This window comes from Sphingobium fontiphilum (genome assembly GCF_014196635.1).
Taxonomy (GTDB): Bacteria; Pseudomonadota; Alphaproteobacteria; order Sphingomonadales; family Sphingomonadaceae; genus Sphingobium; species Sphingobium fontiphilum.
Genome location: NZ_JACIEB010000003.1, coordinates 108,686 through 132,656 on the forward strand (window position 1 = coordinate 108,686; position 23,971 = coordinate 132,656).

26 protein-coding genes are annotated in these 23,971 nt (G+C 65.3%); 10 read left to right on the plus strand and 16 right to left on the minus strand.

Annotated features, from left to right (window positions below; translation table 11 throughout):
• Positions 1-49 precede the first annotated feature (49 nt).
• The 5 genes from GGR44_RS07535 to GGR44_RS07555 all read left to right on the plus strand — a co-directional run bounded on the left by GGR44_RS07535 (position 50) and on the right by GGR44_RS07555 (position 6,127).
• Positions 50-1,231: a DUF3734 domain-containing protein gene (locus GGR44_RS07535; RefSeq protein WP_183954976.1), complete on the plus strand. Its 1,182-nt coding sequence runs from the start codon at positions 50-52 to the stop codon at positions 1,229-1,231.
• The gene (locus GGR44_RS07540) at positions 1,228-2,022 is read left to right on the plus strand and encodes a 3-hydroxybutyrate dehydrogenase (protein ID WP_183954977.1); all 795 of its coding nucleotides are present in this window, start codon (positions 1,228-1,230) and stop codon (positions 2,020-2,022) included. Before GGR44_RS07535 ends, GGR44_RS07540 begins: the two co-directional genes overlap by 4 nt.
• A gap of 69 nt (positions 2,023-2,091) precedes the next feature.
• The gene (locus GGR44_RS07545) at positions 2,092-3,504 is read left to right on the plus strand and encodes a sensor domain-containing diguanylate cyclase (RefSeq protein ID WP_246344447.1); all 1,413 of its coding nucleotides are present in this window, start codon (positions 2,092-2,094) and stop codon (positions 3,502-3,504) included.
• Positions 3,505-3,582: 78 nt separating this feature from the next.
• Entirely contained in the window at positions 3,583-4,917 is a 1,335-nt protein-coding gene (locus GGR44_RS07550) for an amidohydrolase (protein ID WP_183954979.1), read from the plus strand.
• Between the two features lie 268 nt (positions 4,918-5,185).
• Positions 5,186-6,127 carry an eCIS core domain-containing protein gene (locus GGR44_RS07555; protein WP_183954980.1) on the plus strand — a complete coding sequence of 314 codons (942 nt, stop codon included), beginning with the start codon at positions 5,186-5,188 and terminating at the stop codon, positions 6,125-6,127.
• Positions 6,128-6,165: 38 nt separating this feature from the next.
• On the opposite strand, the gene GGR44_RS07560 is transcribed toward GGR44_RS07555, so the two are convergent.
• From GGR44_RS07560 to GGR44_RS07575, 4 genes are all read right to left on the minus strand, one after another.
• Positions 6,166-7,206 carry a nucleotidyltransferase domain-containing protein gene (locus tag GGR44_RS07560; protein ID WP_183954981.1) on the minus strand — a complete coding sequence of 347 codons (1,041 nt, stop codon included), beginning with the start codon at positions 7,204-7,206 and terminating at the stop codon, positions 6,166-6,168.
• Entirely contained in the window at positions 7,203-8,051 is an 849-nt protein-coding gene (locus GGR44_RS07565; protein ID WP_183954982.1) for an HprK-related kinase A, read from the minus strand. The genes GGR44_RS07560 and GGR44_RS07565 overlap by 4 nt, the downstream gene beginning before the upstream one ends.
• 29 nt (positions 8,052-8,080) lie before the next feature.
• Positions 8,081-8,362, minus strand: a complete 282-nt coding sequence (locus GGR44_RS07570) for an HPr-rel-A system PqqD family peptide chaperone (RefSeq protein ID WP_183954983.1) — start codon at positions 8,360-8,362, stop codon at positions 8,081-8,083.
• A 91-nt stretch (positions 8,363-8,453) separates the two neighbouring features.
• Positions 8,454-8,867, minus strand: coding sequence for a hypothetical protein (locus tag GGR44_RS07575; RefSeq protein WP_183954984.1), 414 nt, complete (start codon positions 8,865-8,867; stop codon positions 8,454-8,456).
• 99 nt (positions 8,868-8,966) lie between these two features.
• On the opposite strand from GGR44_RS07575, the gene GGR44_RS07580 reads away from it, so the two are divergent.
• The gene (locus tag GGR44_RS07580) at positions 8,967-10,220 is read left to right on the plus strand and encodes a sensor histidine kinase (RefSeq protein WP_183954985.1); all 1,254 of its coding nucleotides are present in this window, start codon (positions 8,967-8,969) and stop codon (positions 10,218-10,220) included.
• A 7-nt stretch (positions 10,221-10,227) separates the two neighbouring features.
• On the opposite strand, the gene GGR44_RS07585 is transcribed toward GGR44_RS07580, so the two are convergent.
• The 8 genes from GGR44_RS07585 to aspS all read right to left on the minus strand — a co-directional run bounded on the left by GGR44_RS07585 (position 10,228) and on the right by aspS (position 17,162).
• Positions 10,228-10,956 (minus strand): hypothetical protein, encoded by a 729-nt coding sequence (locus tag GGR44_RS07585; RefSeq protein WP_183954986.1) that lies wholly within the window; start codon positions 10,954-10,956, stop codon positions 10,228-10,230.
• Between the two features lie 104 nt (positions 10,957-11,060).
• The gene (locus GGR44_RS07590) at positions 11,061-11,756 is read right to left on the minus strand and encodes an ATP12 family protein (RefSeq protein WP_183954987.1); all 696 of its coding nucleotides are present in this window, start codon (positions 11,754-11,756) and stop codon (positions 11,061-11,063) included.
• Positions 11,753-12,013 carry a hypothetical protein gene (locus GGR44_RS07595; RefSeq protein WP_183954988.1) on the minus strand — a complete coding sequence of 87 codons (261 nt, stop codon included), beginning with the start codon at positions 12,011-12,013 and terminating at the stop codon, positions 11,753-11,755. The genes GGR44_RS07590 and GGR44_RS07595 overlap by 4 nt, the downstream gene beginning before the upstream one ends.
• Positions 12,010-12,669 (minus strand): HAD-IA family hydrolase, encoded by a 660-nt coding sequence (locus GGR44_RS07600; protein ID WP_183954989.1) that lies wholly within the window; start codon positions 12,667-12,669, stop codon positions 12,010-12,012. Before GGR44_RS07600 ends, GGR44_RS07595 begins: the two co-directional genes overlap by 4 nt.
• Positions 12,666-14,075, minus strand: coding sequence for an RluA family pseudouridine synthase (locus GGR44_RS07605; protein ID WP_183954990.1), 1,410 nt, complete (start codon positions 14,073-14,075; stop codon positions 12,666-12,668). Before GGR44_RS07605 ends, GGR44_RS07600 begins: the two co-directional genes overlap by 4 nt.
• Entirely contained in the window at positions 14,072-14,446 is a 375-nt protein-coding gene (gene crcB / locus GGR44_RS07610) for a fluoride efflux transporter CrcB (RefSeq protein WP_183954991.1), read from the minus strand. The genes GGR44_RS07605 and crcB overlap by 4 nt, the downstream gene beginning before the upstream one ends.
• Before the next feature lie 82 nt (positions 14,447-14,528).
• On the minus strand, positions 14,529-15,323 hold the full coding sequence (locus tag GGR44_RS07615) for a polyphosphate kinase 2 family protein (RefSeq protein WP_183954992.1): 795 nt from the start codon (positions 15,321-15,323) through the stop codon (positions 14,529-14,531).
• Positions 15,324-15,377: 54 nt separating this feature from the next.
• Complete coding sequence (aspS, locus tag GGR44_RS07620) at positions 15,378-17,162, minus strand: aspartate--tRNA ligase (RefSeq protein WP_183954993.1); 1,785 nt, start codon at positions 17,160-17,162, stop codon at positions 15,378-15,380.
• A gap of 127 nt (positions 17,163-17,289) precedes the next feature.
• On the opposite strand from aspS, the gene rnd reads away from it, so the two are divergent.
• The 4 genes from rnd (at position 17,290) to GGR44_RS07640 (ending at position 19,664) form a co-directional block, all read left to right on the plus strand.
• Complete coding sequence (gene rnd / locus GGR44_RS07625; RefSeq protein ID WP_183954994.1) at positions 17,290-18,456, plus strand: ribonuclease D; 1,167 nt, start codon at positions 17,290-17,292, stop codon at positions 18,454-18,456.
• A 12-nt stretch (positions 18,457-18,468) separates the two neighbouring features.
• Positions 18,469-18,774: an I78 family peptidase inhibitor gene (locus tag GGR44_RS07630; protein ID WP_183954995.1), complete on the plus strand. Its 306-nt coding sequence runs from the start codon at positions 18,469-18,471 to the stop codon at positions 18,772-18,774.
• A gap of 16 nt (positions 18,775-18,790) precedes the next feature.
• Positions 18,791-19,180, plus strand: a complete 390-nt coding sequence (locus tag GGR44_RS07635; protein WP_183954996.1) for a nuclear transport factor 2 family protein — start codon at positions 18,791-18,793, stop codon at positions 19,178-19,180.
• Positions 19,181-19,265: 85 nt separating this feature from the next.
• On the plus strand, positions 19,266-19,664 hold the full coding sequence (locus GGR44_RS07640) for a group II truncated hemoglobin (protein ID WP_183954997.1): 399 nt from the start codon (positions 19,266-19,268) through the stop codon (positions 19,662-19,664).
• A gap of 17 nt (positions 19,665-19,681) precedes the next feature.
• Here the strand turns inward: GGR44_RS07640 and ccoS are convergent, their stop codons facing one another.
• Genes ccoS through ccoG form a run of 4 tightly spaced genes read right to left on the minus strand, consistent with a single transcriptional unit; the run spans position 19,682 to position 23,881 of the window.
• Positions 19,682-19,837 carry a cbb3-type cytochrome oxidase assembly protein CcoS gene (gene ccoS / locus GGR44_RS07645; RefSeq protein WP_183954998.1) on the minus strand — a complete coding sequence of 52 codons (156 nt, stop codon included), beginning with the start codon at positions 19,835-19,837 and terminating at the stop codon, positions 19,682-19,684.
• Positions 19,834-21,975 (minus strand): heavy metal translocating P-type ATPase, encoded by a 2,142-nt coding sequence (locus GGR44_RS07650; RefSeq protein WP_183954999.1) that lies wholly within the window; start codon positions 21,973-21,975, stop codon positions 19,834-19,836. The genes ccoS and GGR44_RS07650 overlap by 4 nt, the downstream gene beginning before the upstream one ends.
• Complete coding sequence (locus tag GGR44_RS07655) at positions 21,975-22,454, minus strand: FixH family protein (RefSeq protein ID WP_246344375.1); 480 nt, start codon at positions 22,452-22,454, stop codon at positions 21,975-21,977. Before GGR44_RS07655 ends, GGR44_RS07650 begins: the two co-directional genes overlap by 1 nt.
• Positions 22,451-23,881: a cytochrome c oxidase accessory protein CcoG gene (gene ccoG / locus GGR44_RS07660; protein ID WP_425511310.1), complete on the minus strand. Its 1,431-nt coding sequence runs from the start codon at positions 23,879-23,881 to the stop codon at positions 22,451-22,453. The genes GGR44_RS07655 and ccoG overlap by 4 nt, the downstream gene beginning before the upstream one ends.
• Positions 23,882-23,971: the final 90 nt, after the last annotated feature.

Sequence of the window (23,971 nt, forward strand, 5' to 3'; positions counted from 1 at the left end):
CATGACAATGCGTTGGCATGGACCGGATAATCGCTATATTGCTCCGCACATGCTCGACAGATCCTCATCGCAACGCCACCGGCGCGCGCCCAACCCACTGCCGCTCCCCAAGCAGGTCGCCCTCCTCCTTCAGGGCGGCGGCGCGCTCGGCTCCTTTCAGGCCGGGGTTTATGAACGGCTCGACGAACTGGGCGTCGATGTTACCTGGGTCGCGGGCATATCGATCGGCGCGGTCAACGCCGCGATCATCGCCGGCAATCCGCCGCACAAGCGGCGCAGCCGGTTGCGCAAATTCTGGAACACGGTGTCGGGGGGGATGCCCAACATCATCCTGCCCGAAATCGACCATATCCGCGAAGCCGTGCATCTGATGGCGGCGGGCACGGTCGCCACCTTCGGCGTGCCGGGCATGTTCCGCCCGCGCCTGTGGCCCGCGCCGCTGATGCCGGAGGGGACAGCGGGCGCGATCAGCTTTTATGACAGCGCACCGCTCAAGCAGACGCTGGACTCCTGCGTCGACTGGGATTTGCTGAACGATGGCCCGGTCCGCCTTGCGGTCGGCGCGGTCGACGTGGAAAGCGGCAATTTCGCTTATTGGGACACGCGCGGGCCGGGCGGCAACACCCGCATCGACGCGCGGCACATCATGGCGTCGGGCGCCCTGCCGCCCGGATTGCCGCCGGTCGAAATCGACGGGCGCTGGTATTGGGACGGCGGCATCGTGTCCAACACCCCGCTCGCCCATGTACTGGACCATCAAACCGACGACATGCTGGTGTTTCAGGTCGACCTGTTCCCCGCCGAAGGGCCGATGCCGCGCCAGATGACCGACGTCTATTCGCGCACGAAGGATATTCAATATTCCAGCCGCACCCGGCAGGTAACCGACCAGTATCTGCGCCTGCGACGCGAACATGGCGCGATGCAGGCTCTGCTGGACAAGCTGCCGCCGGAATTGCGCGACGATCCCGATGCGCAGCGCCTGCGCGCCATGCTCGATCGCGGCGCGGTCAACATCGTCCACCTCATCTATCGCAGCCGCAACTGGGAAAGCGGCGCGCGCGACTTCGAATTTTCGCGCACGACCATGCTCGACCATTGGGCGCAGGGCCGCGACGCGGTGGAGGAAGTGATGCACAAGGGCGATTTGATCGCCCGCAACATCCTGGACGGGAAAAGCGCCACCTTCGATCTCGACGCGCCCGACCATCTGAAGGAGAAAACGGCATGAGCACAGGATTTCTAGCCGGCAAGACCGCCCTCATCACCGGGTCGACATCGGGCATCGGCCTTGCTTATGCCAAGGCGCTGTCGGCGGAAGGCGCCAATATCGTCATCAATGGTTTCGGCGATGCGGAGGCGATCGAGCGGGAACGGCTGGCGCTCGAAGCGCTGAGCGGCGCAAAGGCGGTCTATTCGGGCCACGACCTGACCAAGGTTGATGAAATCGAGGCGATGATGAAGGAAGCCGCCGGCGCCTTTGGCGGCGTCGACATCCTCATCAACAATGCGGGCATGCAGCATGTCGCGCCGGTCGAGGAATTTCCGATCGACAAGTGGAACCTCATCATTGCGCTCAACCTCAACAGCGCGTTCCACACCACGCGGCTCGCCGTGCCCTATATGAAGGCGAAGAAATGGGGCCGGGTCATCCAGACCGCGTCCGCCCATTCGATGACCGCCTCGCCCTTCAAAAGCGCCTATGTCACCGCCAAGCACGGCCTGTTCGGCTTTACCAAGACGATCGCGCTGGAACTTGCGACGTTCGGCGTCACCGCCAACTGCATTTCGCCCGGCTATGTCTGGACACCCCTGGTCGAAAACCAGATCCCCGACACGATGAAGGCGCGGAACATGACCCGCGAGCAGGTGATGAACGACGTGCTGCTGGCCGGGCAACCGACCAAGCAGTTCGTCACCGTGGATCAGGTGGCGGCGATGGCGCTGTTCCTTTGCCGTGACGAGGCGGCCAACATCACCGGCTCCAACATGATGGTCGACGGCGGCTGGACCGCCCAGTAAAATATCCATGTGAATCAATATCCGTCCGGATCGCCGCGAAGAGCGAACGGATGGGGAGGGGAGGCGAGAATGAGGGCTGCAAGAGCGCGAATCGTCGCGCGGCGGTCTTTCCACTGGCGTTCATTAACCCCGCCGCCATGGCTCGTCGTTGCTCTTCTGGTGTTCGCGGCCTGCCTATTCGGCATATTGACGCGCCCTTTCGGCCTTTTGGCGACGTTCTGGCCCGCCAACGCGATTATGCTGGGCTATATGCTGCGCCATCCCGACGCCGCGCGTCCCTTCGGTTGGATCGCGTCGGCCGGAGCGTTCATGGCCGCTGATCTGCTGACCGGCTCATCGCTGCAAGTCGCCGCCTTGCTCAACTGTGGAAACATGGTCAGCATCGGTATCGCCTATCTGGTGTTGAGGCGATTGCCACAGGATGTGATCCGGCTCAGGCAACCCATGTCGGTGCCCTGGCTGTTCGCGGGCTGCGCGGCTGGTGGAGCGGTGGCCGGTCTCGTTGGTATGGCGGCGAATCCGATCCTCTTTGGCGGCGGCATGTGGCGCGGTTGGCAGTTCTGGTTCACCACAGAATTGGTCAATTATGTCACGGTGCTGCCGATGGTGCTGGCCTTCCCATCCCGGCCGCGCCCGCCCGTCCGCAAACCGGCCATGTCGCTGCGCCAGTTGGCTCCCCTGATCGCGCTCATCTATTCCTGCCTCGCTGCGAAGCTAGTCGGCGGGCCGGGCGCGATAGCCTTCCCCGTGCCGGCGCTACTATGGTGCGGTCTTTCCTACCCGGTTTTCCGAACCTGCATATTGACGGCGTTCTGCGGTTACTGGGCCATGGAAACCCTGGCGAATCAATATATCCTCCCGGCCGAGCAGACGTCCGATGCGTTCAATCTGGTGTCGTTCCGGCTCGGTTTGTCCATGTTGTTCATTGCACCCATCATGCTGACGTCGATCACCGCCAATCGTAACGCGGCCTATGACATGCTGATGCACGCCGCCAACCATGACGGCCTGACCGGCATCGCCAACCGCAATGCATTCATGCACAGTGCGCAGACTATATGCCGTTCCGGCGATCCTGCGGGCGCCCTGCTGATGCTGGACCTGGATTTCTTCAAATCGATCAACGACCGATATGGTCATGCGGGTGGCGACGCTGTACTGATCGGCTTTGCCCAACGGGTGCGCGAATGCCTGCGCGGTTGTGATCTGTTCGGCCGTGTAGGCGGCGAGGAATTCGCCGTGCTCATTCCGAATTGTTCGCGACCAGGGGCGATATTGGTTGCAGAGCGCATCCGGCAGGCCCTGAACGACCATCCGATTATCCTGAGCGATAGCCGGAAAATCCATATTACCGCGAGTATCGGCGTCGCGATGGCGGAGGCCGACATGTCCGCCGACATAGGGCAACTGATGGCGCAAGCCGATGATGCGCTGTATCGCGCCAAAAGCGCAGGGCGAAATCGGATTGAAATGGCCGACTAAATCCGGTTCAACGGATAAAGGGCCGTCATCACGCTATCCCGATATCGTGCATTGCGGCCAGCAAGGGAGATCATCAAGATGCGCCATGCGCTCGCGGCCGTTCTGGCCGCTTTTTCCATTTCGTCCGTCGCCCAGACCGCGCCCGCCAGCCCGGCGCCCGGCCCCATTGCACAGGCCGTCGCCGCCGACATGGGCGACCTGATGACGCTGTATCGCGACCTTCACGCCAATCCGGAACTGTCCGAGCATGAGGTGAACACGGCCGCGAAGCTGGCGAAGCGCCTGAAGGCCATGAAATTCGATGTGACAGAGAAAGTCGGCGGCACCGGCGTCGTCGCGGTGATGAGGAACGGCTCCGGCCCGGTGCTGCTGATCCGCGCCGACATGGACGGATTGCCCGTGGTCGAACAGACCGGCCTGCCCTTTGCCTCGAAAGTCCGCACAAAGACCCCCGAAGGCGTGGAGACCGGCGTCATGCACGCCTGCGGCCACGACACCCACATGACCGCCTTCATCGAAACCGCCAAATTGCTCTCGTCGATGAAGGACCAGTGGCAGGGCACGCTGGTGATGATCCTGCAACCCGCCGAGGAAGTGGGCAAGGGCGCCCGGATGATGCTGGAGGACGGGCTTTATACCCGCTTTCCCCGCCCCACCCATGCCATCGCCTTTCACGACGCCGCCAATCTGTCGGCGGGAGTCATCGGCTATACGCCCGGCTATGCCCTGGCCAATGTCGACAGCGTCGACATCGTGGTGAAGGGCGTGGGCGGCCATGGCGCCTATCCGCAAACGACCAAGGATCCTATCGTGCTCGCAGCGCGGATCGTCACCTCGCTCCAGACGCTGGTCAGCCGCGAACAGGAGCCGCAGGATCCCGCCGTGGTCACCGTCGGCAGCTTCCAGGCGGGCGCCAAGCACAATATCATTCCCGACGAGGCCCGGTTGCTCCTCACCGTCCGCAGCTATTCCGATGAAACGCGCGAGCGGCTCATCAAAGGCATCGAACGCATTGCGCGCGGCGAGGCGATCGCCGCCGGAATGCCCGAAGACCATATGCCAAAGGTGACCGTGAAGGATGAATTCACGCCATCCACCTACAACCCGCCAGCCTTTGCCGAGACGATGGCGGGCAAGTTGCGGGCGCATTTCCCGGCAGAGCGCGTGGTGCAGACCCCGGCCGTGATGGGCGGCGAGGATTTCGGGCGTTTCTATCGCGCCGACAAGAGCATCAACAGCTTCATCTTCTGGGTGGGCGGCGTGCCCGCCGACCAGATGGCGAAGGCCAGGGCGGGACAGATCAGCCTGCCGTCGATCCACAGCCCCTTCTGGGCGCCGCAAGCCGACAAGGTGATCGGCACCGCCAGCGAGGCGATGACCGTGCTGGCGCTGGACATTCTAAAGAAGGATTGAAGGGTGGCGCGCGAGCATCTCAGCATGAATTTTACAAATGGATCACGGCAGGCCATTCGAATCGAATCAATATAGCGCCATAAATTTTAATTCGATCCTGTCAAAGTTTGATAAATAACGTCTGATTTTGTCCCATAAAGCCATTTTTGACATATTTTTGTCTATTTTTCAACTAAATAGAAAAAATCTCATTTCCCCAATAAAATGTTTATATATCATCAGTATGATGTATATTCTATTTCGTATCGGTTTGCATTGGAGGTAATCCATGCGGAGGCGAATTCATACTCTCGTTGCAACAACTTCCATATTGTGCGCGCTGTCAATTCCGGAAATCGCGAACGCCAGTTGGCTCAGCGAAATTACCGGTATTGATATCGACCTCAACAGAGGAACAGTCCGCGTCAAGCCCCCCAATATTGGGGCGATCCCCGACGCCATTCGCAATCTGCCCAAGGATGTCGGCCAAGCTTTGATTAATCCTGCGGCACCCGCCCTAGCGACTGCAATCCGATTCTCGCGTGGTCAGGCGCTGAATCGCGGCGCCCAACCCATTCCACCGCATATCCGCCAGTATCTGGGCAACTATTTTCCGGCATCCATATTGGAAAAGGTGCGATGGACGACGGCGAACGGCATATCCATCGACGGGATGTTGAAAAACTGGTTTAATCAGGAAGGCGCCGTCACCCTCGACGAAGTCATCGTCTTCAGCAGCGCCGATTTGGCGATGGCCAACACCAATTCAACGGTGGAATTGTGGGCGCATGAATTGACTCATGTCATGCAATATCAAAATTCGGGCGTTGAGACATTTGCTTTTAACTATTCTGTCAATTTTCAGGGCATGGAATCCCAGGCCAGAGATAATGCGCGCATGATCATGGCCGCGATGACGCAAGGCAATCCCTATCAGCTACAACAACAGGCCGGCTCATTCGCGAGCCAGATTCCTTGGGCCAGTATCAACGAGCAAGCCCGACAGGCGATCAATCCGGTCAGTTGCATCTGGATAAACGGCTGGACGACGGGCAACGCCTGCCCGGTCGCCATCCGGGTCAGTGGGGTCATCATGGTCAACATGTATGGCCAGTCGATGACGATGCCGTGTAACGAACCCACCTGCGTCTACGGCCCCAATCAGAGCGGACCGCTGCTGTCGCCGCCGGGATGGAAAATTGTTGGAGTGACCGCCGCCTTTCAATTTTGAACGGGGGCGATAGCTGTCCTGCGCCGATTATTCACCTGTCAAACCGGGCGGTGCCCCTTGCGCCATTTCGTCAGCAGGTGCCGGGCCAGCATCATCGGCGGCATGCGCAGCAGATGGGACCGCAGGTAGAAGGCGAAGACCAGCCCCTTGCGCGTTTCGCGGCCCCAGCCGTCGCGCGCCAGCAGGCGGGCGATGAAGAGCCGGTCGGACCAGCGCAACCGGTGATCGACGGTGATGGGCGCGCGATAATCGGGCACCGGCGTGCCATAGAGGTGGCGCGCCAGCCGCAGCGCGCGGGCGATGGGTGCCGTCAATTGATGCCGGGCCGCCTCTTCATATACGCTGGCATAAAAATCCTCCTGCGCCGCGCTGAACTGCGTGCAGAGCAGGTGAATGTCCCACAAATTGCGCAACCCGCCCTGCATGTCGCCATCGGCCAGCATGTGCGCGGCCGCGTGGCAGACCATGGCGGCGGGCGACAGCAGATGAAGGCCATCGGGCAGCGTCACCGCATCCGCGATCAACGCCGCCGCATCGGGCCGGGGCCGGGCGGTCAGCGGCAGGATCGTGTGGTGCACGTCAATCATCCGGTCGCGTGTCGCATGGATCATCGGCGGCAATTCGTGCATCCACTGCCGGTAATAGGCGTCGTCATAGGGGTCTTCCTTGACCCATTCCCACCCGGCGGCGATCAGCGCGGCCTCCACTTCGTGCAGGGCGTCGCGCGGAACCAAAATGTCGAGGTCGCCGATAAACCGCCCCTGCCCGGCGTCCAGCCCGGCGGCAACATAGGCCGTGCCCTTGAGCAGCACGACCGGAACGCCCAGCGCCGCCAGCGCAACCCGCGCCCGGTCTGCTTCCCACAGGGCCTGTCGCCGCTCCCGCGCGGTATCGAGGAGCGCGTCGTCCAGCACCGCGCGCGCGGCGGCGGGCACGGGGCGGTCGCCGACGCGATCGGCGAGCGATCCGATCAGCCGCTCCGCCCGCGCCGCCGCGATCAGCGCATTCCACTGGCCGGGCGACAGCGCGTCGACGCTGGCCGGATCGCGCAGCGCGCGCACGAGCAGCATCGCGCTCATCCGCGCTGCGCCCAGAGTTGCTCGACCATCGCCATGCCTGCTTCACCACTGGGAAAGTCGATGGCGCAGGCGGGGACGGTGGCGACAAAGCGGGTCAGCGCATCGAAGCCCGCCTCGCCCAGCGCGACATAATTGGTCGACGCCTGCGTCAGCCGCATGAAGATTTCACCCTGCCCCACAGCCCGAACATCGGTTTCATGGCCGAAGCGCGGGAACAGCAGCATCGCGGGCGGCGCGCCCTCGCCCATGCGCGCGACGGCGTCGGCGCGGGGAACGAGGTGGCGGATATTCCCCTTCGCCGTGCCCATGAGCATCGGCCCCATACGCTCGGCAGGCACGTCTGCGGCCACGACGTCCACCGCCCGGTTCTTGAGCGAGACGAGGCGCGGAAAGGGCATGACATGACCGGTGACCAGATCGAGCAGCGCGAATTCATCGCCCAGCAGCCGCCAGCCCCGCTCGCCCAGTTGCGCCGCCAGCGTCGATTTGCCCGAACCGGATTCGCCGGTCATCACCAGCACCTGCCCGTCCTTCTCCACGCTGGAGGCATGGAGCAGCAGGTGACGGCGCCAGCCCAGCGCCATTTGCAGGTTCATGCCCATTTCTGCGGCCAGCAAGCCATGGGCCAGGCTCATCGGCGCGGCGTCGGCCAGACCATGGTCGCCAGTGATGAAGATCGACGGGCGCAGCCAGCGGCGCAGCCGCCCGGCCGGTTCCAGCCGCACGGTGAAATCGGCAACCGCGTCGGCGGGCCGGGGATAGGCGGCATAGAGCCGCTCCAGCGCATCAATGGGCGCGCGCCATGCGGACGCGATACGGAAGGTCGCGGGGCCGATGGTCAGCATGATTTGATGGGTCTGAAACAGCGGCAATGTCACAGCGCACGCACCAGCCCGATGGCCGCCATGTCGGCCAGATGCGCCGCGATGGCCGATATCGCCTGTTCGCGCGGACCAAGATCATGCGTTTGCGCCAGCCAGTCATGCACCGCCGCCGCGTCGCCATCTCCTCCGGCGCACAGCGCCTCCAATATTTCGGGCACGGGGCTGACGACCATGTGCGTCTGGCCGGAGGGGCGATGATAGAGCAGCACGATGTCGTCGAGTGGGCGCACGACCAGCGCCGTTTCCGGCTCCGCCCGATAATGCCCGTTCATCGCCCGATCACCGCCATGCCTGTGCGCCCTTCAAAACCCGCGTCACGACGCTGTAGCGCGGACAGGTTAAGCGGCCATCACTGTACGCGATTTATCGCGGCATTTGCAGCGAGGCGTAGCAGGTGAAGCCGCTGGCGCCCGACTGGAGTCGACGGATATAGTTGAGATAGGATTGATTCTGCTGATAGCTGGTCCCCGGCAGGGGACGGCCGCGCAGCGCCTGCTTCACCTGTTCGCCGGTGAAGGTGCGGCCCGCGCCCTGCACCGATCCGGGCGTGCCGACCGGCACCAGTTGCCCGTCCTGCGCGATGGCGACATTGCCGCGCGCGGGGTCGGGCACGGGAATGGTGCAGTTGAGCACCGACGCCGCCGTGCTGGCCAGCGCCGGACGGATGGACAGGATCGCCGACGCGGCGACCGCGCCGCCCATCAGCAATTGGCGACGCGAAGGCGCTGCTGGAGCGCTGCTTTCATCAGCCATCTGTTCGGGCGTTTCGTCGTTCATGTCCGCAATGATCCGATTACAGGCTTGCCAAAGCGTCAACAGCCGGGCCAATCCTGTCAGTCTTCGCAGCAATTCCCCGAATAATCCAGCGCGGTAACCATGAATCGATTGAGTCTGGCGCAAATCACCTGGTCGCTTGCGGTCCTGCTGGTCGCCACGGGCGGGGCGCTGGCGATGGGCGCGGCCATCCATCATATTGTGCTGCCGATATTGGCGGGCGTCGTCATCCTGGCGATCGCGGCGAACGCTGACATGCCCGCCACCGAACCCACCATCATGCTGGAGGAGTCGGTCGACATTGCCGACGACCCGGCCCTTACCGCGATGATGGAGGGCATCGACGATCCGCTGATGCTGATCGAAAAGGGCCGCATCGTGCGCGCCAACCGGGCGGCGCTGCGCTTGCTGGGCGCCCATGTGCTGAACGAGGACGCGCGCATCGCCATCCGCCATCCCGCCGCCGCCGAACGCCTGTCGAGCACCGCGCCGATGGCCGAGCCGGTGTCCATCGAACTGGTGGGGCTGGGCACGCGCGAGCAGCGATGGCAGATGCGGATCGCCCCGGTGGGCGAAGTCGGCGCCATGCGGCGCATGGTCCATCTGTCGGACCGGTCCGGCGCCTATGCCGCCGAGAAGATGCGCGTCGATTTCGTCGCCAACGCCAGCCATGAATTGCGCACGCCGCTGGCCGGCATATTGGGTTTCATCGAAACGCTGACCGACCCTGAACTGGGCCGGGACGAGGAGACCCGGCTGCGCTTCCTCAAGATCATGGACGGCGAAGCGCGGCGGATGCAGCGGCTGGTCGACGATCTCATGTCCCTTTCACGGATCGAGGCGGAGAAATATCGCGCGCCCGACAGCGTCATCGACCTGTCTGAACTGGTCGCCGAAGTGGTGAGCGTGTTCCGGTCAAGCCATGGCGATCGCGGCCGCGACGTTGTGATGGAGATCGCGCCGAGCCTGCCGCCAGTGCAGGGGGATCGCGCCCAATTGTCGCAACTGCTGCACAATCTGATCGGCAATTCGGCCAAATACGGGCGGCCGGGATCGCCGATACAAGTGCGCGTCGAGGATGGGCCGGGGGGCATGACCCGGCTGATGGTGGCCGATGAAGGCGAGGGCATCGGCCCGGATCACCTGCCGCGCCTGACCGAGCGTTTCTATCGCGTCGATTCCGGGCGCAGCCGCGCGATGGGCGGCACGGGCCTGGGCCTCGCCATCGTCAAGCATATCGTCGAGCGCCATCGCGGGCGGCTCGACATCACCTCGATGCTCGGCAAGGGCACGACGATCACCGTGCTTCTGCCCCGCGCCAGCGCGGCGGCGTCGACCGAAAAGGCCGACGCCTGATCCATAGTCAGCCCGACTTAGCGCCGGTCATGATCTCGATCGACGGCTTGTTGACCGCGTCGATCGTGCCATTGGCCAGCATCGCCTTGCCCATCGTCAGCGCCTCTTCCAGCACCTTGGGGTCATTGGCCGTCTGGCTCTGTCCGATCAGCGCGGACAGCAGCAGGTTTCTGGCCGCCGGGTCGTTCGGCTTGGCCGCGACAGTCTTGCGCGCCAGCGTGACGGCTTCGTCGTATAGGGGATCAGCCCCCGCCTTGTCCTGTGCGGCAAGTCTCGCATTGCCCAACTGGGTCAGAACGCCGGCAAACAGATTGCGGCTCGTCTCGTCATCGGGCTTGGCCTGCGTCAGCTTGCGCCAATGGGGCACGGATTCGGCGAACAGGGCGATCAGCTTGTCGACCTTGCCCAGCGAGCCCTGGGCCGCAGCGTCGGCGTAAAGGGCGTTGGCGAGGAAATGAACATTGTCGATATTGTCGGGCTGCGCGGCCACGGCGGCGCGGATAGCGGGGAGCGCTTCTTCATATTTCGCGGCGGCAGTGGCGTTGTCGCCGGCCTGCTGCGCGCTCTGACCGGCGGTGAAGGTGGTGATCGCGGCGTTGAAGGCGGCGATCTGCTCGGGCGTCATCTGGGGCGCGGCGGTCGCGCTCTCGGCCGTTGCGGGTGGAGCATCGGCCTGCGCCAGCGCGGCGGCGGGCAGGGTCAGGGACAGAAGGGCGAATAATGTGGCCTTGGGCAATGCCAGGGTCTCCTCAAATCGTTACGACTCTTGCGGTCGCCGGTCCCGACAAGGTCGGGAGCCGACAGACTATCGTAACAAAGGAACGCCCCGGATCGTTCCGATCAGGCTCGATTCATCGCGCAAAAGGCCCGCGCCATGGAAAATTCGCGGGCGCGGCGGGCCGATCGGGCGCTCGCCTCGGCGTCCTCGCCCCATTGTTCGACGGCCCATGATTCGTCGATTTCCGACGCGGCCCAGACCATTGCAGGATCATGCCCGCCCTCGACCACCGCCAGGCCGCAGACCAGCGACCCGCTCAATGTGACCAATGTCGACAGGCCGGTCAGGATGAACGGGTCGAACGCGGCGACCGCCTGACCCAGCCGTTCGAGCGTCTCGTCCGGCTGGGCGACCGGGATGATCCCGCTCGTCACCGCAAAGGCGACATCATAGCGGCTGCGCGCCCAGTCGAGCAATGGATCCCACGCCGCCGCCTGCCGCGCGACCAGCGCGGCGGGGCCATCGGCGCGATAACAGAGCAGGTCGCTCGCCCCATAGCGCGCGACGCCGGCGGCAAAGGCCGCATGATTGGGCGCAACCTGATCGATGGCGGCGTTGGCAAGGCCGGTGAACGCCATGTCCTGCGGCCGCACCTCATCCCCCTGCGCCATCCATTCGGCGGCGACCGCATCGGCCAGCGCGCGGGTGGGCAGCGCCAGCGGCGCGCGGGCGGGCGTGCGCACCGGCCGCCCGTCGAGCAGCACCCGCCATCCGCCCTCGACGGGCTCGACCGACGCCTGCTTGTAAAAACGCTTCACTGCGGCGGCCTCTGGCGGAACAGCGCCAGCAGCAGCCGGGGCACGACGATGAACTGGAACAGGCCGACGACAACGAAGATGCCGCCCATCGCCTTGGCCTTCGTGCCCTGCACCCATCCGAAACGCTGCATCAGGATGAGGAAGCCGAACATCACGATGAACGCGCCCGACAGGCGGAACAGGCCGATGGCGAAGAATCGCTGGCGCGCGACCTTTTCGGGGTCGACGGGCGGCGGGGTGGAAAGATCGTCGGTCATGGCGCGCCGATATGGTCGCGAAGCGCGGCGCTGTCCATCGCTATGCAATGGGCTCCCGCCTCCACCAGTTCATCCGGGCTGTGATAGCCCCAGGCGACGCCGATGGCGCGAGCGCCAACCGCCAGCGCCATGTCGATGTCGAAGTGGGTGTCGCCCACCATCACCGTCGTTTCCGCGCTCGCGCCCGCTTCGGCGATGGCCTGCCACAACATGGAAGGATGCGGCTTGGACGGATGACGGTCGGCCGTCTGGAGCGTGACGAAATGCCGTTCGATGCCATGATGGGCAAGGCAGAGCGCAAGGCCCCGGTCGGACTTGCCAGTGGCGACACCCAGCAGCCAGCCGTCCGCGTCGAGCGTGCGGACCAGATCGGCCATGCCGGGATAAAGCGGTTCCGAAACGCCTTTTTCGCTGCGCAACTGCTGGAACGCCGCCTTGTAACGCTCCGCGAGATGATCGTGAAAATCCGCCTCCGCGCCGGGCAACAGACGCGCCATGGCGTTGGGCAGCGACAGGCCGACCACCGCCAGCGTCGCGACCCGGTCGGGCGGAATCAGCTTCGCTTCCTCGAAAGTCCGGGTCATCGCCGCGCAGATGCTGTGCTGGCTGTCGACCAGCGTCCCGTCGCAATCGAACACGACCAGCCGGTTGCTCATCCCTTGCGCGGCCTCCGGCCCCCATCCGGCCCAGCGCCCGATCTGCCGCCGGGTTTCCCGCCCGGCTTCGTTCCAGCCTTGTCCCCGGCCCCGCGCGAACGGCGTTCCCCGCGCTTTTCCTTGCGGAATTGCTTGGCATGGGCGCGCGCGAACTTCTTTTCCTGATCGCGGGTCGGCGTCCGGTCCACCTCGTCGTCCAGCAACAGGTCGCCCCGGTCGATGTCGAAGCCCAGATCGGCCAGGCTGGAGGCGAAATGCGGCGGCAGGTCCGCCGTCACGTCGATCCGCCCGTCATCGGGATGGTCGACGCGGATGCGACGGGCGTGCAGGTGCATCTTGCGGCTGATCGTGCCCGACAGGAAAGCGTCCTTGCCGCCATATTTGCCGTCGCCCACGATCGGATGGCCAATCGCCGCCATATGAACGCGCAACTGGTGGGTGCGGCCGGTATAGGGTTGCAATTCCACCCAGCAGGCGCGGTTGCCCGCCCGTTCGATGACGCGGTAACGGGTGCGCGCGGGCAGCCCTTCGGCCTCGTCCACATGCATCTTCTCGCCGCCCGTGCCCGGCTGCTTGGCGATGGGCAGTTCGATCATGCCGTCATCGATGCTGGGCACGCCCATGACCAGCGCCCAGTAGACCTTGCGCGCGGTGCGGCTGGAAAAGGCCTTGGCGAAATGGGCGGCGGCGCGGCTGGTGCGGCCGAGCAGCAGCGCGCCCGACGTGTCCTTGTCCAGCCGATGGACCAGCTTGGGCCGCTGGTCGAGTTCGAACATCAGCGCGTCGAGCAGGCCGTCGACATGCTCGGTCGTGCGGGTGCCCCCCTGGGTGGCGAGGCCGGGCGGCTTGTTGATGACGATGGCCTGCGGATCGCGATAGAGGACCAGGCTTTCGGCAAAGGCGATCTGGTCGTCGGTCAGAACCGGCCGGGCGGGCTTGCGCGCGGCGGGCGCCGCCTTCACCTCGGCCGGGGGCACGCGGATCATCTGCCCCTCGGCAATGCGGTCGCCCGGCGCGGCGCGCGCGCCGTCGACTCGAAGCTGTCCAGTGCGCGCCCAGCGCGACACGGTGTTGAAGCCGACATCGGGCAGATGCCGCTGGAACCAGCGATCCAGGCGAATGCCGTCATCGTCCATGTTCACGCGGAACTGGCGGACATCGCCAGTCGCGCCGCCCGCAGCAGGACGCGCAACGGCGGCGCGGGCGGGCGTTGAAACGGCCTGCGCAGCGGGGTTTTCCTCGCGCTTGCGGGCGACGGCGGCCTTCACCGCGCCGCGCGCAGGGCTGCGGTCGCCGCGCGGCTTGCCGCCCGGCCTCGGTCGGCCCTTGCCAGCAGGCGCCCTGCCCCCGCCCGCTTTTCCGCCGCCGCGCTTGCCGCCGCCCGGCGGTCCGTTGCGCCCCTTCATGCGACCGCCCTCACAACAGCCAGGCCCAGGCCGAGCGCGGCGATGGCGCCCGCGACCGAAGCCAGCACATAAGCCATGACCATCCATATTTCACCGCGTTCGATCATCAGCCAGCTCTCCAGGCTGAACGCGGAAAAGGTGGTGAAGCCGCCCAGCACGCCCACGGCCAGCAGCAATCGCCATGGCTCGCCCATGGTGGTGCGGGCGAGGATGCCCGCCATCAGGCCCATGGCGAAGCCGCCAAGCAGGTTGACCGCCAGCGTGCCCCAGGGGAAACCGGGGCCAAACCAGTGCATGGCCAGCCGCCCCAAATGATAGCGCGCCGCCGCGCCCAGCGCGCCGCCCGCCATGACAAGAAATGTTTGGATCATTGCGCGCCCCTACCGGGAATCGCGCATAAAGGAAACATCCGGCATCGCCATGGCCCGTGCGCCAGCCTCCGGCCGTGCGATCTCAGCCCCGGTCAGCCCGGCCCTGATAGCCAAAAGCCTCCCGCGCCAGTTCGACCACGGAGGGGTCGGCCTCCGGGAAATGCATCGGCGCCAGCTTTTCAAGCTGCTCCGCGACATGGGTCAGCGCGGCGATGCGCCCGGATTTGCGGTGATTATTGTCGATCACATGCCAGCGCGCATGTTTCATGTCGGTGCACGCGAACATGTCGTGCATGGCGTCCAGATAGTCCGCCCGGCGCGCGCGGTTGCGATAATCGTCGACACCGGTCTTCCACCGCTTCCATGGCGTCTCGATACGCTCGGCCAGTTGTTCGTCCTGCGTTTCCTGGGTGATGTGGACGAACAGCTTGATGATGTTGGTGCCCGCATCGATCTGCTGCTTTTCAAAGGCGTTGATCTCGTCATAGGCGCGCATCCAGTCGGCCTTCGAACACAGGCCCTCGACCCGCTCCACCAGCACCCGGCCATACCAGCTCCGGTCAAAGATCGCGATATTGCGGCTGGCGGGCAGGCGGGTCCAGAAACGCCAGAGATAATGGTGGGCGCGCTCCACTTCGGTCGGCGCGGCGATGGGGTGGACCTGATAATAGCGCGGATCCCAGTCGGCGCTCATCCGCTTGATGATGCCGCCCTTGCCTGCCGCATCCCACCCTTCCAGCAGGATGACGCTGCGCCGGTTGTGGATGATATGGGCGACCTGAACCTTGGCCAGCCGCTCCTGCAAAGCGGCCAGCGTTGCGTCATAATCGCCCTCGAACTTGGGCGCGGATTCATGGTCGGCAAGGTTGATGGTCAACGGCGTCCTCCATCCGGGTCGGGCGGAACAGGCTCGACCCGAACGGCGTCCGCGTCAACCCTTGGCCTGCGGCTCCACCACGCGGATATGGAGTTCGCGCAACTGCTTGAACTCGGCCGGGCCGGGCGCGCCCATCAGCAGGTCCTCGGCGCGCTGGTTCATCGGGAACAGCGTGATCTCGCGCAGGTTCTGCGCGCCGCACAGCAGCATGACGATACGGTCAACGCCCGCAGCCATGCCGCCATGGGGCGGCGCGCCGTACTGGAACGCGCGATAGAGGCCGCCGAAACGCTCCTCCACGTCCTGTTGGCTCAGGCCCACCAGTTCGAACGCCTTCACCATCGCTTCGGGCGACTGGTTGCGGATGGAGCCCGACGCGATCTCATAACCGTTGCAGACCATGTCATATTGATAGGCCTTGAGGGTCAGCGGATCCTGCGTGTTCAGCGCCTCCAGCCCGCCCTGCGGCATGGAGAAGGGGTTGTGGGCGAAATCGATCTTCTTCTCGTCCTCATCATATTCATAGAAGGGGAAGTCGACGATCCAACACAGTTCGAACCGGTCCTTGTCAATCAGGTCGAGCTGCTCACCCACGCGGATGCGGGCCAGGCCGGCGAGCTTGGCGGCTTGCGATTCCTTGCCGGCGGCGAAGAACACGCCGTCATTGGGGCCAAGGCCCAGCGCCGCGATCAGCTTCGCCGTCCGCTCCTCGCCATGATTCTTGGCGATGGGGCCGCCCGGCACGCCATCCTTGATGTTGATATAGCCAAGGCCCGAATAGCCCTCGCCCCGCGCCCAGTTGTTCATGTCGTCGAAGAACTTCCGGCTGCCCGCGCCCGCGCCCGGCGCGGGAATGGCGCGGATCACGCTGCCGCTCTCGACCAGCGAGGCGAAGATGCCAAAGCCCGACCCATGGAAATGCTCCGTCACATCCTCGATGATGATCGGGTTGCGCAGGTCGGGCTTGTCGCTGCCATATTTCAGCATCGCTTGCGCGTGCGGGATGCGCGGGAAGCTGCCCGCCGGGGTCACCGGCTTGCCGTCGGCGAAGGCTTCGAACACCTGCGCAATCACCGGCTCCATCGTGTTCCAGACGTCTTCCTGCGTGACGAAGCTCATTTCCAGGTCAAGCTGGTAGAATTCGCCGGGCAGGCGATCGGCGCGCGGGTCTTCGTCGCGGAAACAGGGGGCGATCTGGAAATAACGGTCGAAGCCCGCGACCATCAGCAACTGCTTATATTGCTGCGGCGCCTGCGGCAGGGCGTAGAATTTGCCCGCATGAATGCGGCTGGGCACCAGAAAGTCGCGCGCGCCCTCCGGGCTGCTCGCGGTCAGGATCGGCGTCGAATATTCGGTGAAGCCGATGCCTTCCATTCGGCGGCGCATGTCGGAAATGATCTTGGTGCGCTTGACGATATTGGCGTGCAGCGTCTCGCGCCGCAGGTCGAGGAAGCGGTAGCGCAGGCGGATGTCTTCAGGATAATCCTGTTCCCCCGCGACCGGCAGCGGCAGGTCGGCGGCGGCCGACAGCACGACGGCGTCGAGCGCGCGAATCTCGATTGCGCCAGTCGGCAGGTTGGGGTTCACCGCTTCGGCCGCGCGAGCGACGACCTTGCCCGTCACCGTCACGACGCTTTCGGCGCGCAGGCTCTCGATCACCCTGAACACCGGGCCGTCGACTTCGGTGACGATCTGGACCATGCCATAATGATCGCGCAGGTCGATGAAGACCAGATCGCCATGATCGCGCTTGCGATGCACCCAGCCTGACACGCGGACCTCATTACCGACCTCCGCCTTGGTCAGGGCGCCGCAGGTGTGGGTGCGATAGGCGTGCATGGCGTTTGGTTCTTTCAGCTTCGTTTTACGGAAATGACAAAGGCGTGCGGCCCGGCTATGGGCTGACTGTCGAACATCGACGAGCCCGCCAGGAAGCGGGCCAGCCCATAATAAGATCGAAGACCATATGCAAATCCATCCGCTGATTACCGACAGCAAGACCCTCGCCGACTTCTGCGCCCGGATCGCCAAATCCCCCTATATCGCCGTCGATACGGAGTTCATGCGGGAAAACAGCTACTGGCCCGACCTGTGCCTGGTGCAGGTGGCCGACGCGCATGAAGCCGCCGCCATCGACCCCAAGGCGCCGGGCATCGACCTTAAGCCCCTTCTCGACCTGATGGTCGACAATGAGGATGTGCTGAAGGTGTTTCACGCGGGCGGGCAGGATCTGGAGATCATCTACAACCTGACCGGCAAGACCCCGCATCCGATGTTCGATACCCAGATCGCGGCGATGGCGCTGGGGCTGGGCGAACAGATCGGTTACGGCAATCTGGTCGAGGCATGGCTGGGCGTGCAGCTCGACAAGGGCGCGCGCTTTACCGACTGGGCGCGGCGGCCGCTGGACAAGCGCCAGATCGACTATGCCATTGGCGACGTCACCTACCTTATCCAGATTTTCCCCATGATGCTGGAGGAGCTGCGCAAGACCGGCCGGGGCGGCTGGCTGGATCAGGAAATGGAACGCGTCTGCGATCCCGCCAATTATGAAAACGACCCGCAGGAAGCTTGGAAGCGCGTGCGCATCGCCAGCAAGAAGGCGGATGTTCTGGGTCGGCTGAAGGCGCTGGCGGCATGGCGCGAAATGGAGGCGCGGGACAAGAATCTGCCGCGCGGCCGCATCGTCAAGGACGAAACGCTGGCCGACATCGCCAGCCATCCGCCCCGTAGCCAGGACGATCTGGGCAAGGTGCGCGGCCTGTCCGCCACATGGAAGGGCAATGACATTGGCGCGCGGCTGATGGCGTCGCTCGCCGCCAGCGCCCCGCTCGACCGCGACGAAATGCCCGAACGCGACCCGAAAAGGCCGGGCCTGGGCAAGGATGGCGCGCTGGTCGCCGATCTCCTCAAACTGCTGCTCAAAATCCGTTCACGCGACATCAATGTCGCATCGCGCCTAATCGCGCGCAGCGACGACATCGACGCGCTGGCCGCGGGCGTGCGCGACGGGTTGTCGATTCTGGAAGGCTGGCGTTACGACCAGTTCGGCCGCGACGCCGTCGATCTGGTCGAAGGACGCATGGCCTTCGCGGTCAAGAACGGCCGGTTGAAGATGACGCGCACCGAATAGGGAGAAGGCAGGATGCGGACCCTCATTGCGTTGGCGATAGTGCCGCTGGCGGCGTGCGCGAGCGCACCGCCCGCCAAGCAGGACAGCGATCCCACGCCTCCGGCCATGGCGGACGGCCCGTGCCGCACCGAAGGGCTGGACCGCTTCATCGGGCAGCAGGCCGACGAGGCGACAGGCGCCGCAATGTTGAAGGCGTCCGGCGCAAGGACGCTGCGCTGGGGCGGACCCGGCATGGCGATGACCATGGATTTCCGCCCGGACCGCCTGACCGTCAGCTATGACGAGGCGAAGCGCATCACCGAAGCACGCTGCGGATAAGCCAGCCCCTTCAACGATGACCAGCGCCGCCGAACTCGCGATCCGCATCGCCCGCGCGGCGTTCAACCGCGCGCTGGCCGACGCCGACCTCGAAGCCATCGAGCCGATACTGGCGCGCGACGCGATATTGGTGACCGGCACGGACAGCGCCGTCATCGCCGGGCGCAAGGCGCAGATGATGGCGTGGAAACGCGAATTCGCCGCGCCCGAACGGATCATCTACACCCGCACGCCCGACAGTGTCACCGTCTCGCCCGTCGAACCCATCGCCATGGAGCTGGGCCATTGGCAGGGGGCCAGTGCATCGACGGGCGCGGTTGTCGCATCGGGCCGTTTCAGCGCCAAATGGCGGCAACAGGCCGAACGCTGGGTCATCGAGGCGGAGATTTTCGTCACGCTGGCGTGATTTGATTGCGGTCAATGCGTATGGCGCGCGCCGCCGAACATGGTGAAACGGGCTGGTCCTGACTTTAGCCATGGAGAGCATCCGCATGAACGCCACCGCCGCCGCCACACCCTATGCCATGATCGGCGGCGAACCCATGGTGTCCGCCATCGTCAACCGCTTCTATGACCTCATAGAGGGCGACCCCGCCTATGCGAAGCTGCGCGCCATCCACGCCGCTGACCTCGCACCGGTGCGCCATGGGCTGACGCGATTTCTGTCGGGATGGATGGGCGGGCCGCGCGACTGGTTCGAGCGGGGCGGCTGCGTGATGAGCCTGCATCGCGCCTTCCCTATCGACCGCGAACTGGCTGACGAATGGTCCGACGCCATGGGACGGGCGATCAACGATCAGCCGGGCCTGGAAGCGCATCTGGCCGAAAAAATGCGCGAGGCGCTGACCCATATGGCCAAGGGAATGATCAACCTCAGCCTCGCGGACTGACCGCGCATCCTGCCGCATCAATTGGCCCGATCATCCTCATCCTCGATCAGGATTCGCATGGCCGCGCCGTCGGCATCCTCGAACTGCCCGGCCCGCAGCGCCCAGAAAAAGGCGCCAAGGCCGATGAGGCCCAGCAGCAGCGCGATGGGGATCAGAAAAGTCAGCCCGGTCACCGCGCCGCACTCCGCAGGCGGAGCGCATTGCCGACGACGATCAGCGACGATCCCGACATGGCGATGGCCGCGATCAGCGGCGTGACATGGCCCATGATCGCCAGCGGCACCGCCAGCAGATTATAGCCGATCGCCAGCGCGAAATTCTGGCGCACGACGCGGATGGTGCGGCGGGCGGCGCGGATGGCGACGGGCACCGGAGCCAGCCGGTCGCCCAGGAACACCGCGTCGGCGGCAAGCTGGCTCGCATCGCTGGCCGAAGCCGGCGCCATGCTGGCATGACCGGCGGCCAGAGCAGGCCCGTCGTTCAGGCCGTCGCCCACCATCAAAATCTTCTCGCCCGCCGCGCTCAACCGCCCGATCAGGGCCAGCTTGTCCTGCGGGCGCAACTGACCGATGGCGGTCACGTCGACCTGCCGGGCGATGTCGACCAGCGCATCGGAACGGTCGCCGCTGGCGATCAGCCGCTTGATACCCATGGCGCGCAATTGTCCGGTGACTTCGGCGGCGTCCGGCCGCAAAGCATCGGCGAAGCCCAGCAATGTGGCGCTGCCTCCGCGCCGATATTCGCTGGCAAGGCCAAAGAGCGAGACGACGCCGCGCGGACGGCCCAGCGCGACCGCTTCGCCCGCGAACCGGGCGGTCATGCCCTCGCCCGGCGCTTCGCGAACCTCGCTCAGGTTGGCGGCGCGAACGCCCTGCCCCTCCAGCGCCTGACGCAACGCATTGCTGAGCGGGTGACGACTGGCCTGGGCGAGCGCCAGCACCACGCCCTTGTCAGCATCGTCCAGCTTGTCGAGATTTTCGGGCACCGGACGACCCAATGTCAGCGTGCCGGTCTTGTCGAACACCACCTCGCTCACCTCCGCCAGCCGTTCCAGCGCCGACCCGTCCTTCACCAGCACGCCGCGCCGCATCAGCGCGCCACAGGCGACGATCTGCGCGGCCGGCACCGCCAGCCCCAGCGCGCAGGGGCAGGTGATGAGCAGCACGGCGACGGCGATCAACAGCGCCTGATGCACGCCCGCCCCCGCGATCAGCCATCCGGCAAAGGCCAGCGCGGCGGTCAGGTGGACGGCGGGCGCGTAAAGCCGCGCCGCGCGTTCGGCGATGCGGACATATCGAGACTTGGCCTGCGCCGCATCCTCCATCAACCGGGCGATCTCCGCGATCACCGTGTCGGCCCCGACAGCCGTCACCTCGACCGTCACGGCCGATTGGACGTTGAGCGCCCCGGCCTGCACAGGCGATCCAGGCTGCACAGGAACCGGCGCGCTTTCGCCAGTCAGGAACGCGATGTCGACGCTGCTGTCGCCCGACCGGACGACGCCGTCGGCGGCCAGCCGCTCGCCAGCCGCGACCATCATCATCATGCCGGGGCGCAGGTCCGCCGCCGGGGTCCAGTGGCTCTGCCCGTCCGCCTCCATCACCAGCGCGCCCGGCGCTGTCTGGCGCAGCAGCGCGGCGACGCCCTCGCGCGCCTTGCCGCGCATCACGCCGTCGAGCGTGCGCCCGGCGAGCAAAAAGAACAGCAGCATGACCGCGCCGTCGAACCAGGCATGGGCGCCGCCCGTCACCGTTTCATACAGGCTCATCGCAGTGGTCAGCAGCACGCCGATGGAGATCGGCACATCCATATTGGTGCGGCCATGGCGCAGCGCCGCCCAGGCGGAGGTGAAGAAGGGCCGCCCGGAATAGGCGATGGTCGGCAGCGCGATCAGCGCCGAGAGCCAGTGGAACAGCTCGCGCGTCGCCCCGGCCGCGCCCGACCAGATCGACACCGACAGCAGCATGATGTTCATCGCCGCGAACCCGGCGACCGCCAGCGCGCGCAGCAGGGCGCGGTTTTCGGCCGCCCCCGCCTCCAGCCCGGCCTCGACCAGCGGCTCGGCGTCAAAGCCGACAGCGGCGATGGCCGCTTTCAGGTCCGGGGGCAACAGGGCGGGATCGTGCAGGATGGCGATCTGCTTGGCGGTCATGTTGACGCGGGCCGAATATATGCCCGGCACCTTGACCAGCCCCGTCTCGATCTTGCCCATGCACGACGCGCAGCGCATTCCGGGCGCGACGAACAGGCTGCGGATCGCCTTTTCCGGCGGGCTTGCAGGCGCTTCGATCAGTAAGGGCTGGGTGGCCATCAGTCGACTTCCTTCTGGATATGCTGGGTATCGCCATGGCCCGCCAGGGTGACGCGCACCTGCCAGCGACCGGCGGGCAAAGGCTGTCGCGCGCGATAGACGCCATGACCCATGCCCTGGAAGCTCAGCTTCACCTCCGGCGCGCGGCCCAGCGGATGGATGGCCCGGCCGGTGATGATGCCGGCCGATACCGGCTGATCCGCCTGATCGGTCAGGGTCACGCGAACATGGCGGGCGTCGTCCAGCGCGATGGCGCGCCGCCAGCCCATCTTCTGCTGGCGCCGGGCGGCATCCAGCCATCCGTTGAATTTCTGGCTGGCGACATAGCTGTTGTCGACCACCGTGCCGCCGAATGTACTGACGGCGCTGACAGCCATGAAGATGTTGACGGACATGACGACGACGAAGAAGGCGACCAGGATGATCGTCATATGCCAGCCGGTGAAGGGGCGGCGTGCGCGGGGGGCTGCTCGCATCATTCGGGCCTTTCAAAGCTCATCGTTTCACGGTCGCCGCCGCCTTCCTTGTCGGTGGCGCGCAGGACGAAGTCGAAATCGGCGCGCTGCGGTCCGGCCGCAGGCGCAGCGACATAGACGCGCAGGCGCGCCACGCTGTCGGCGGGGACAGTCGTGGCGACAGTCGCCCCCGCCTCTTCCCGCGCCATGGCGTCGGTCCAAAGGGTCGCGCCGTCGATCCCGGCGACGCTGACCGCCATCGGGCGCGGGCGCGCCTCCATGTTGCGGATCTTGACGGTATAGGCGTTGCGGATCGCCCCGTCGGACAGGCGGACGAAAATCGGATTACGATCCTGCTGGACGGCGACGTCGATGCGGGTGCGTGATCCCAGCGCGAACAGCATGGCGAGGCCAATGCCCGCCCAGACGGTGAAATAGGCGATGGTGCGCGGGCGCAGCAGCGATTTCATCATCGGCCGGGGAGCGGCGCCCTGGCGCTCCGCCTGCGCGTCATCCTCGGTGCAATAATCGATCAGGCCGCGTGAACGGCCGACCTGCGCCATCACCTTGTCGCAGGCGTCGATGCACAGGGCGCAGGTGATGCAGCCGATCTGCGGCCCGTTGCGGATGTCGATGCCGGTCGGGCAAACCGCCACGCACTGGTCGCAATCGACGCAATCGCCATATTCGCCCGGATGCGCCGCCGCCTTCTTCACGCTGCCGCGCTTTTCGCCGCGCCAGTCCTTGTAGGTGACCACCAGCGATTTTTCGTCGAGCATCGCGGTCTGGATGCGCGGCCAGGGGCACATGTAGATGCACACCTGCTCGCGCATGAAGCCGCCCAGCACAAAAGTCGTCGCGGTCAGCACGCCAACCGTGGCATAGGCGACGGGCGCGGCCTGCCCGGTCCAGAACGCCTGCTGAAGCGTCGGCGCGTCGGCAAAATAGAATATCCATGCGCCGCCGGTGGCAAAGGCGATGGCCAGCCACACGCCCCATTTGAACAGGCGACGAGCCAGCTTGCCCACACTCCAGGGCGCCTTCGCCAGCCGGATCTGGGCATTGCGGTCGCCGTCGATGAAGCGTTCGACATGCTGGTACAGGTCGGTCCACACCGTCTGCGGGCAGGCATAGCCGCACCAGGCGCGACCCACGGCGGAGGTGACGAGGAACAGGCCAATGCCCGCCATCACCAGCAACCCGGCCACATAATAGAATTCCTGCGGCCAGATTTCGATGGAGAACATGTAGAAGCGACGATGGGCGAGGTCGATCAATACCGCCTGATCGGGGGCATAAGGCCCGCGATCCCAGCGTATCCAGGGCGTAACCCAGTAAATGGTCAGCGTGATCGCCATGATCGCCCATTTCAGGCGGCGGTAGAAACCGTCGACCGCCCTGGGATAGACGCCCTTACGCTTTTCGTAGAGGTCGGTGGTCCCGGCCAGCATCAACATCGGTCTGCTCCATTGAGGCGCTTCGTCGACCTGCTGCGTCCGGGCGCGCTTCGAACCCCGGTCGCTGTCGATGGTGGGGGCCGG

Excerpts from the sequence above, each read along its gene's own strand:
- ccoG (WP_425511310.1), bottom strand. The coding sequence starts at position 23,881 with ATGCTGGCCGGGACCACCGACCTCTACGAAAAGCGTAAGGGCGTCTAT.
- GGR44_RS07655 (WP_246344375.1), bottom strand. The coding sequence starts at position 22,454 with ATGATGCGAGCAGCCCCCCGCGCACGCCGCCCCTTCACCGGCTGGCAT.
- crcB (WP_183954991.1), bottom strand. The coding sequence starts at position 14,446 with ATGATCCAAACATTTCTTGTCATGGCGGGCGGCGCGCTGGGCGCGGCG.
- GGR44_RS07640 (WP_183954997.1), top strand. The coding sequence starts at position 19,266 with ATGAACGCCACCGCCGCCGCCACACCCTATGCCATGATCGGCGGCGAA.
- GGR44_RS07535 (WP_183954976.1), top strand. The coding sequence starts at position 50 with ATGCTCGACAGATCCTCATCGCAACGCCACCGGCGCGCGCCCAACCCA.
- GGR44_RS07545 (WP_246344447.1), top strand. The coding sequence starts at position 2,092 with ATGAGGGCTGCAAGAGCGCGAATCGTCGCGCGGCGGTCTTTCCACTGG.
- rnd (WP_183954994.1), top strand. The coding sequence starts at position 17,290 with ATGCAAATCCATCCGCTGATTACCGACAGCAAGACCCTCGCCGACTTC.
- GGR44_RS07550 (WP_183954979.1), top strand. The coding sequence starts at position 3,583 with ATGCGCCATGCGCTCGCGGCCGTTCTGGCCGCTTTTTCCATTTCGTCC.
- GGR44_RS07580 (WP_183954985.1), top strand. The coding sequence starts at position 8,967 with ATGAATCGATTGAGTCTGGCGCAAATCACCTGGTCGCTTGCGGTCCTG.
- GGR44_RS07555 (WP_183954980.1), top strand. The coding sequence starts at position 5,186 with ATGCGGAGGCGAATTCATACTCTCGTTGCAACAACTTCCATATTGTGC.
- GGR44_RS07595 (WP_183954988.1), bottom strand. The coding sequence starts at position 12,013 with ATGACCGACGATCTTTCCACCCCGCCGCCCGTCGACCCCGAAAAGGTC.
- GGR44_RS07630 (WP_183954995.1), top strand. The coding sequence starts at position 18,469 with ATGCGGACCCTCATTGCGTTGGCGATAGTGCCGCTGGCGGCGTGCGCG.
- aspS (WP_183954993.1), bottom strand. The coding sequence starts at position 17,162 with ATGCACGCCTATCGCACCCACACCTGCGGCGCCCTGACCAAGGCGGAG.
- GGR44_RS07560 (WP_183954981.1), bottom strand. The coding sequence starts at position 7,206 with ATGAGCGCGATGCTGCTCGTGCGCGCGCTGCGCGATCCGGCCAGCGTC.
- GGR44_RS07575 (WP_183954984.1), bottom strand. The coding sequence starts at position 8,867 with ATGAACGACGAAACGCCCGAACAGATGGCTGATGAAAGCAGCGCTCCA.
- GGR44_RS07600 (WP_183954989.1), bottom strand. The coding sequence starts at position 12,669 with ATGAGCAACCGGCTGGTCGTGTTCGATTGCGACGGGACGCTGGTCGAC.
- GGR44_RS07605 (WP_183954990.1), bottom strand. The coding sequence starts at position 14,075 with ATGAAGGGGCGCAACGGACCGCCGGGCGGCGGCAAGCGCGGCGGCGGA.
- GGR44_RS07650 (WP_183954999.1), bottom strand. The coding sequence starts at position 21,975 with ATGGCCACCCAGCCCTTACTGATCGAAGCGCCTGCAAGCCCGCCGGAA.
- GGR44_RS07540 (WP_183954977.1), top strand. The coding sequence starts at position 1,228 with ATGAGCACAGGATTTCTAGCCGGCAAGACCGCCCTCATCACCGGGTCG.
- GGR44_RS07570 (WP_183954983.1), bottom strand. The coding sequence starts at position 8,362 with ATGAACGGGCATTATCGGGCGGAGCCGGAAACGGCGCTGGTCGTGCGC.
- GGR44_RS07565 (WP_183954982.1), bottom strand. The coding sequence starts at position 8,051 with ATGCTGACCATCGGCCCCGCGACCTTCCGTATCGCGTCCGCATGGCGC.
- GGR44_RS07635 (WP_183954996.1), top strand. The coding sequence starts at position 18,791 with ATGACCAGCGCCGCCGAACTCGCGATCCGCATCGCCCGCGCGGCGTTC.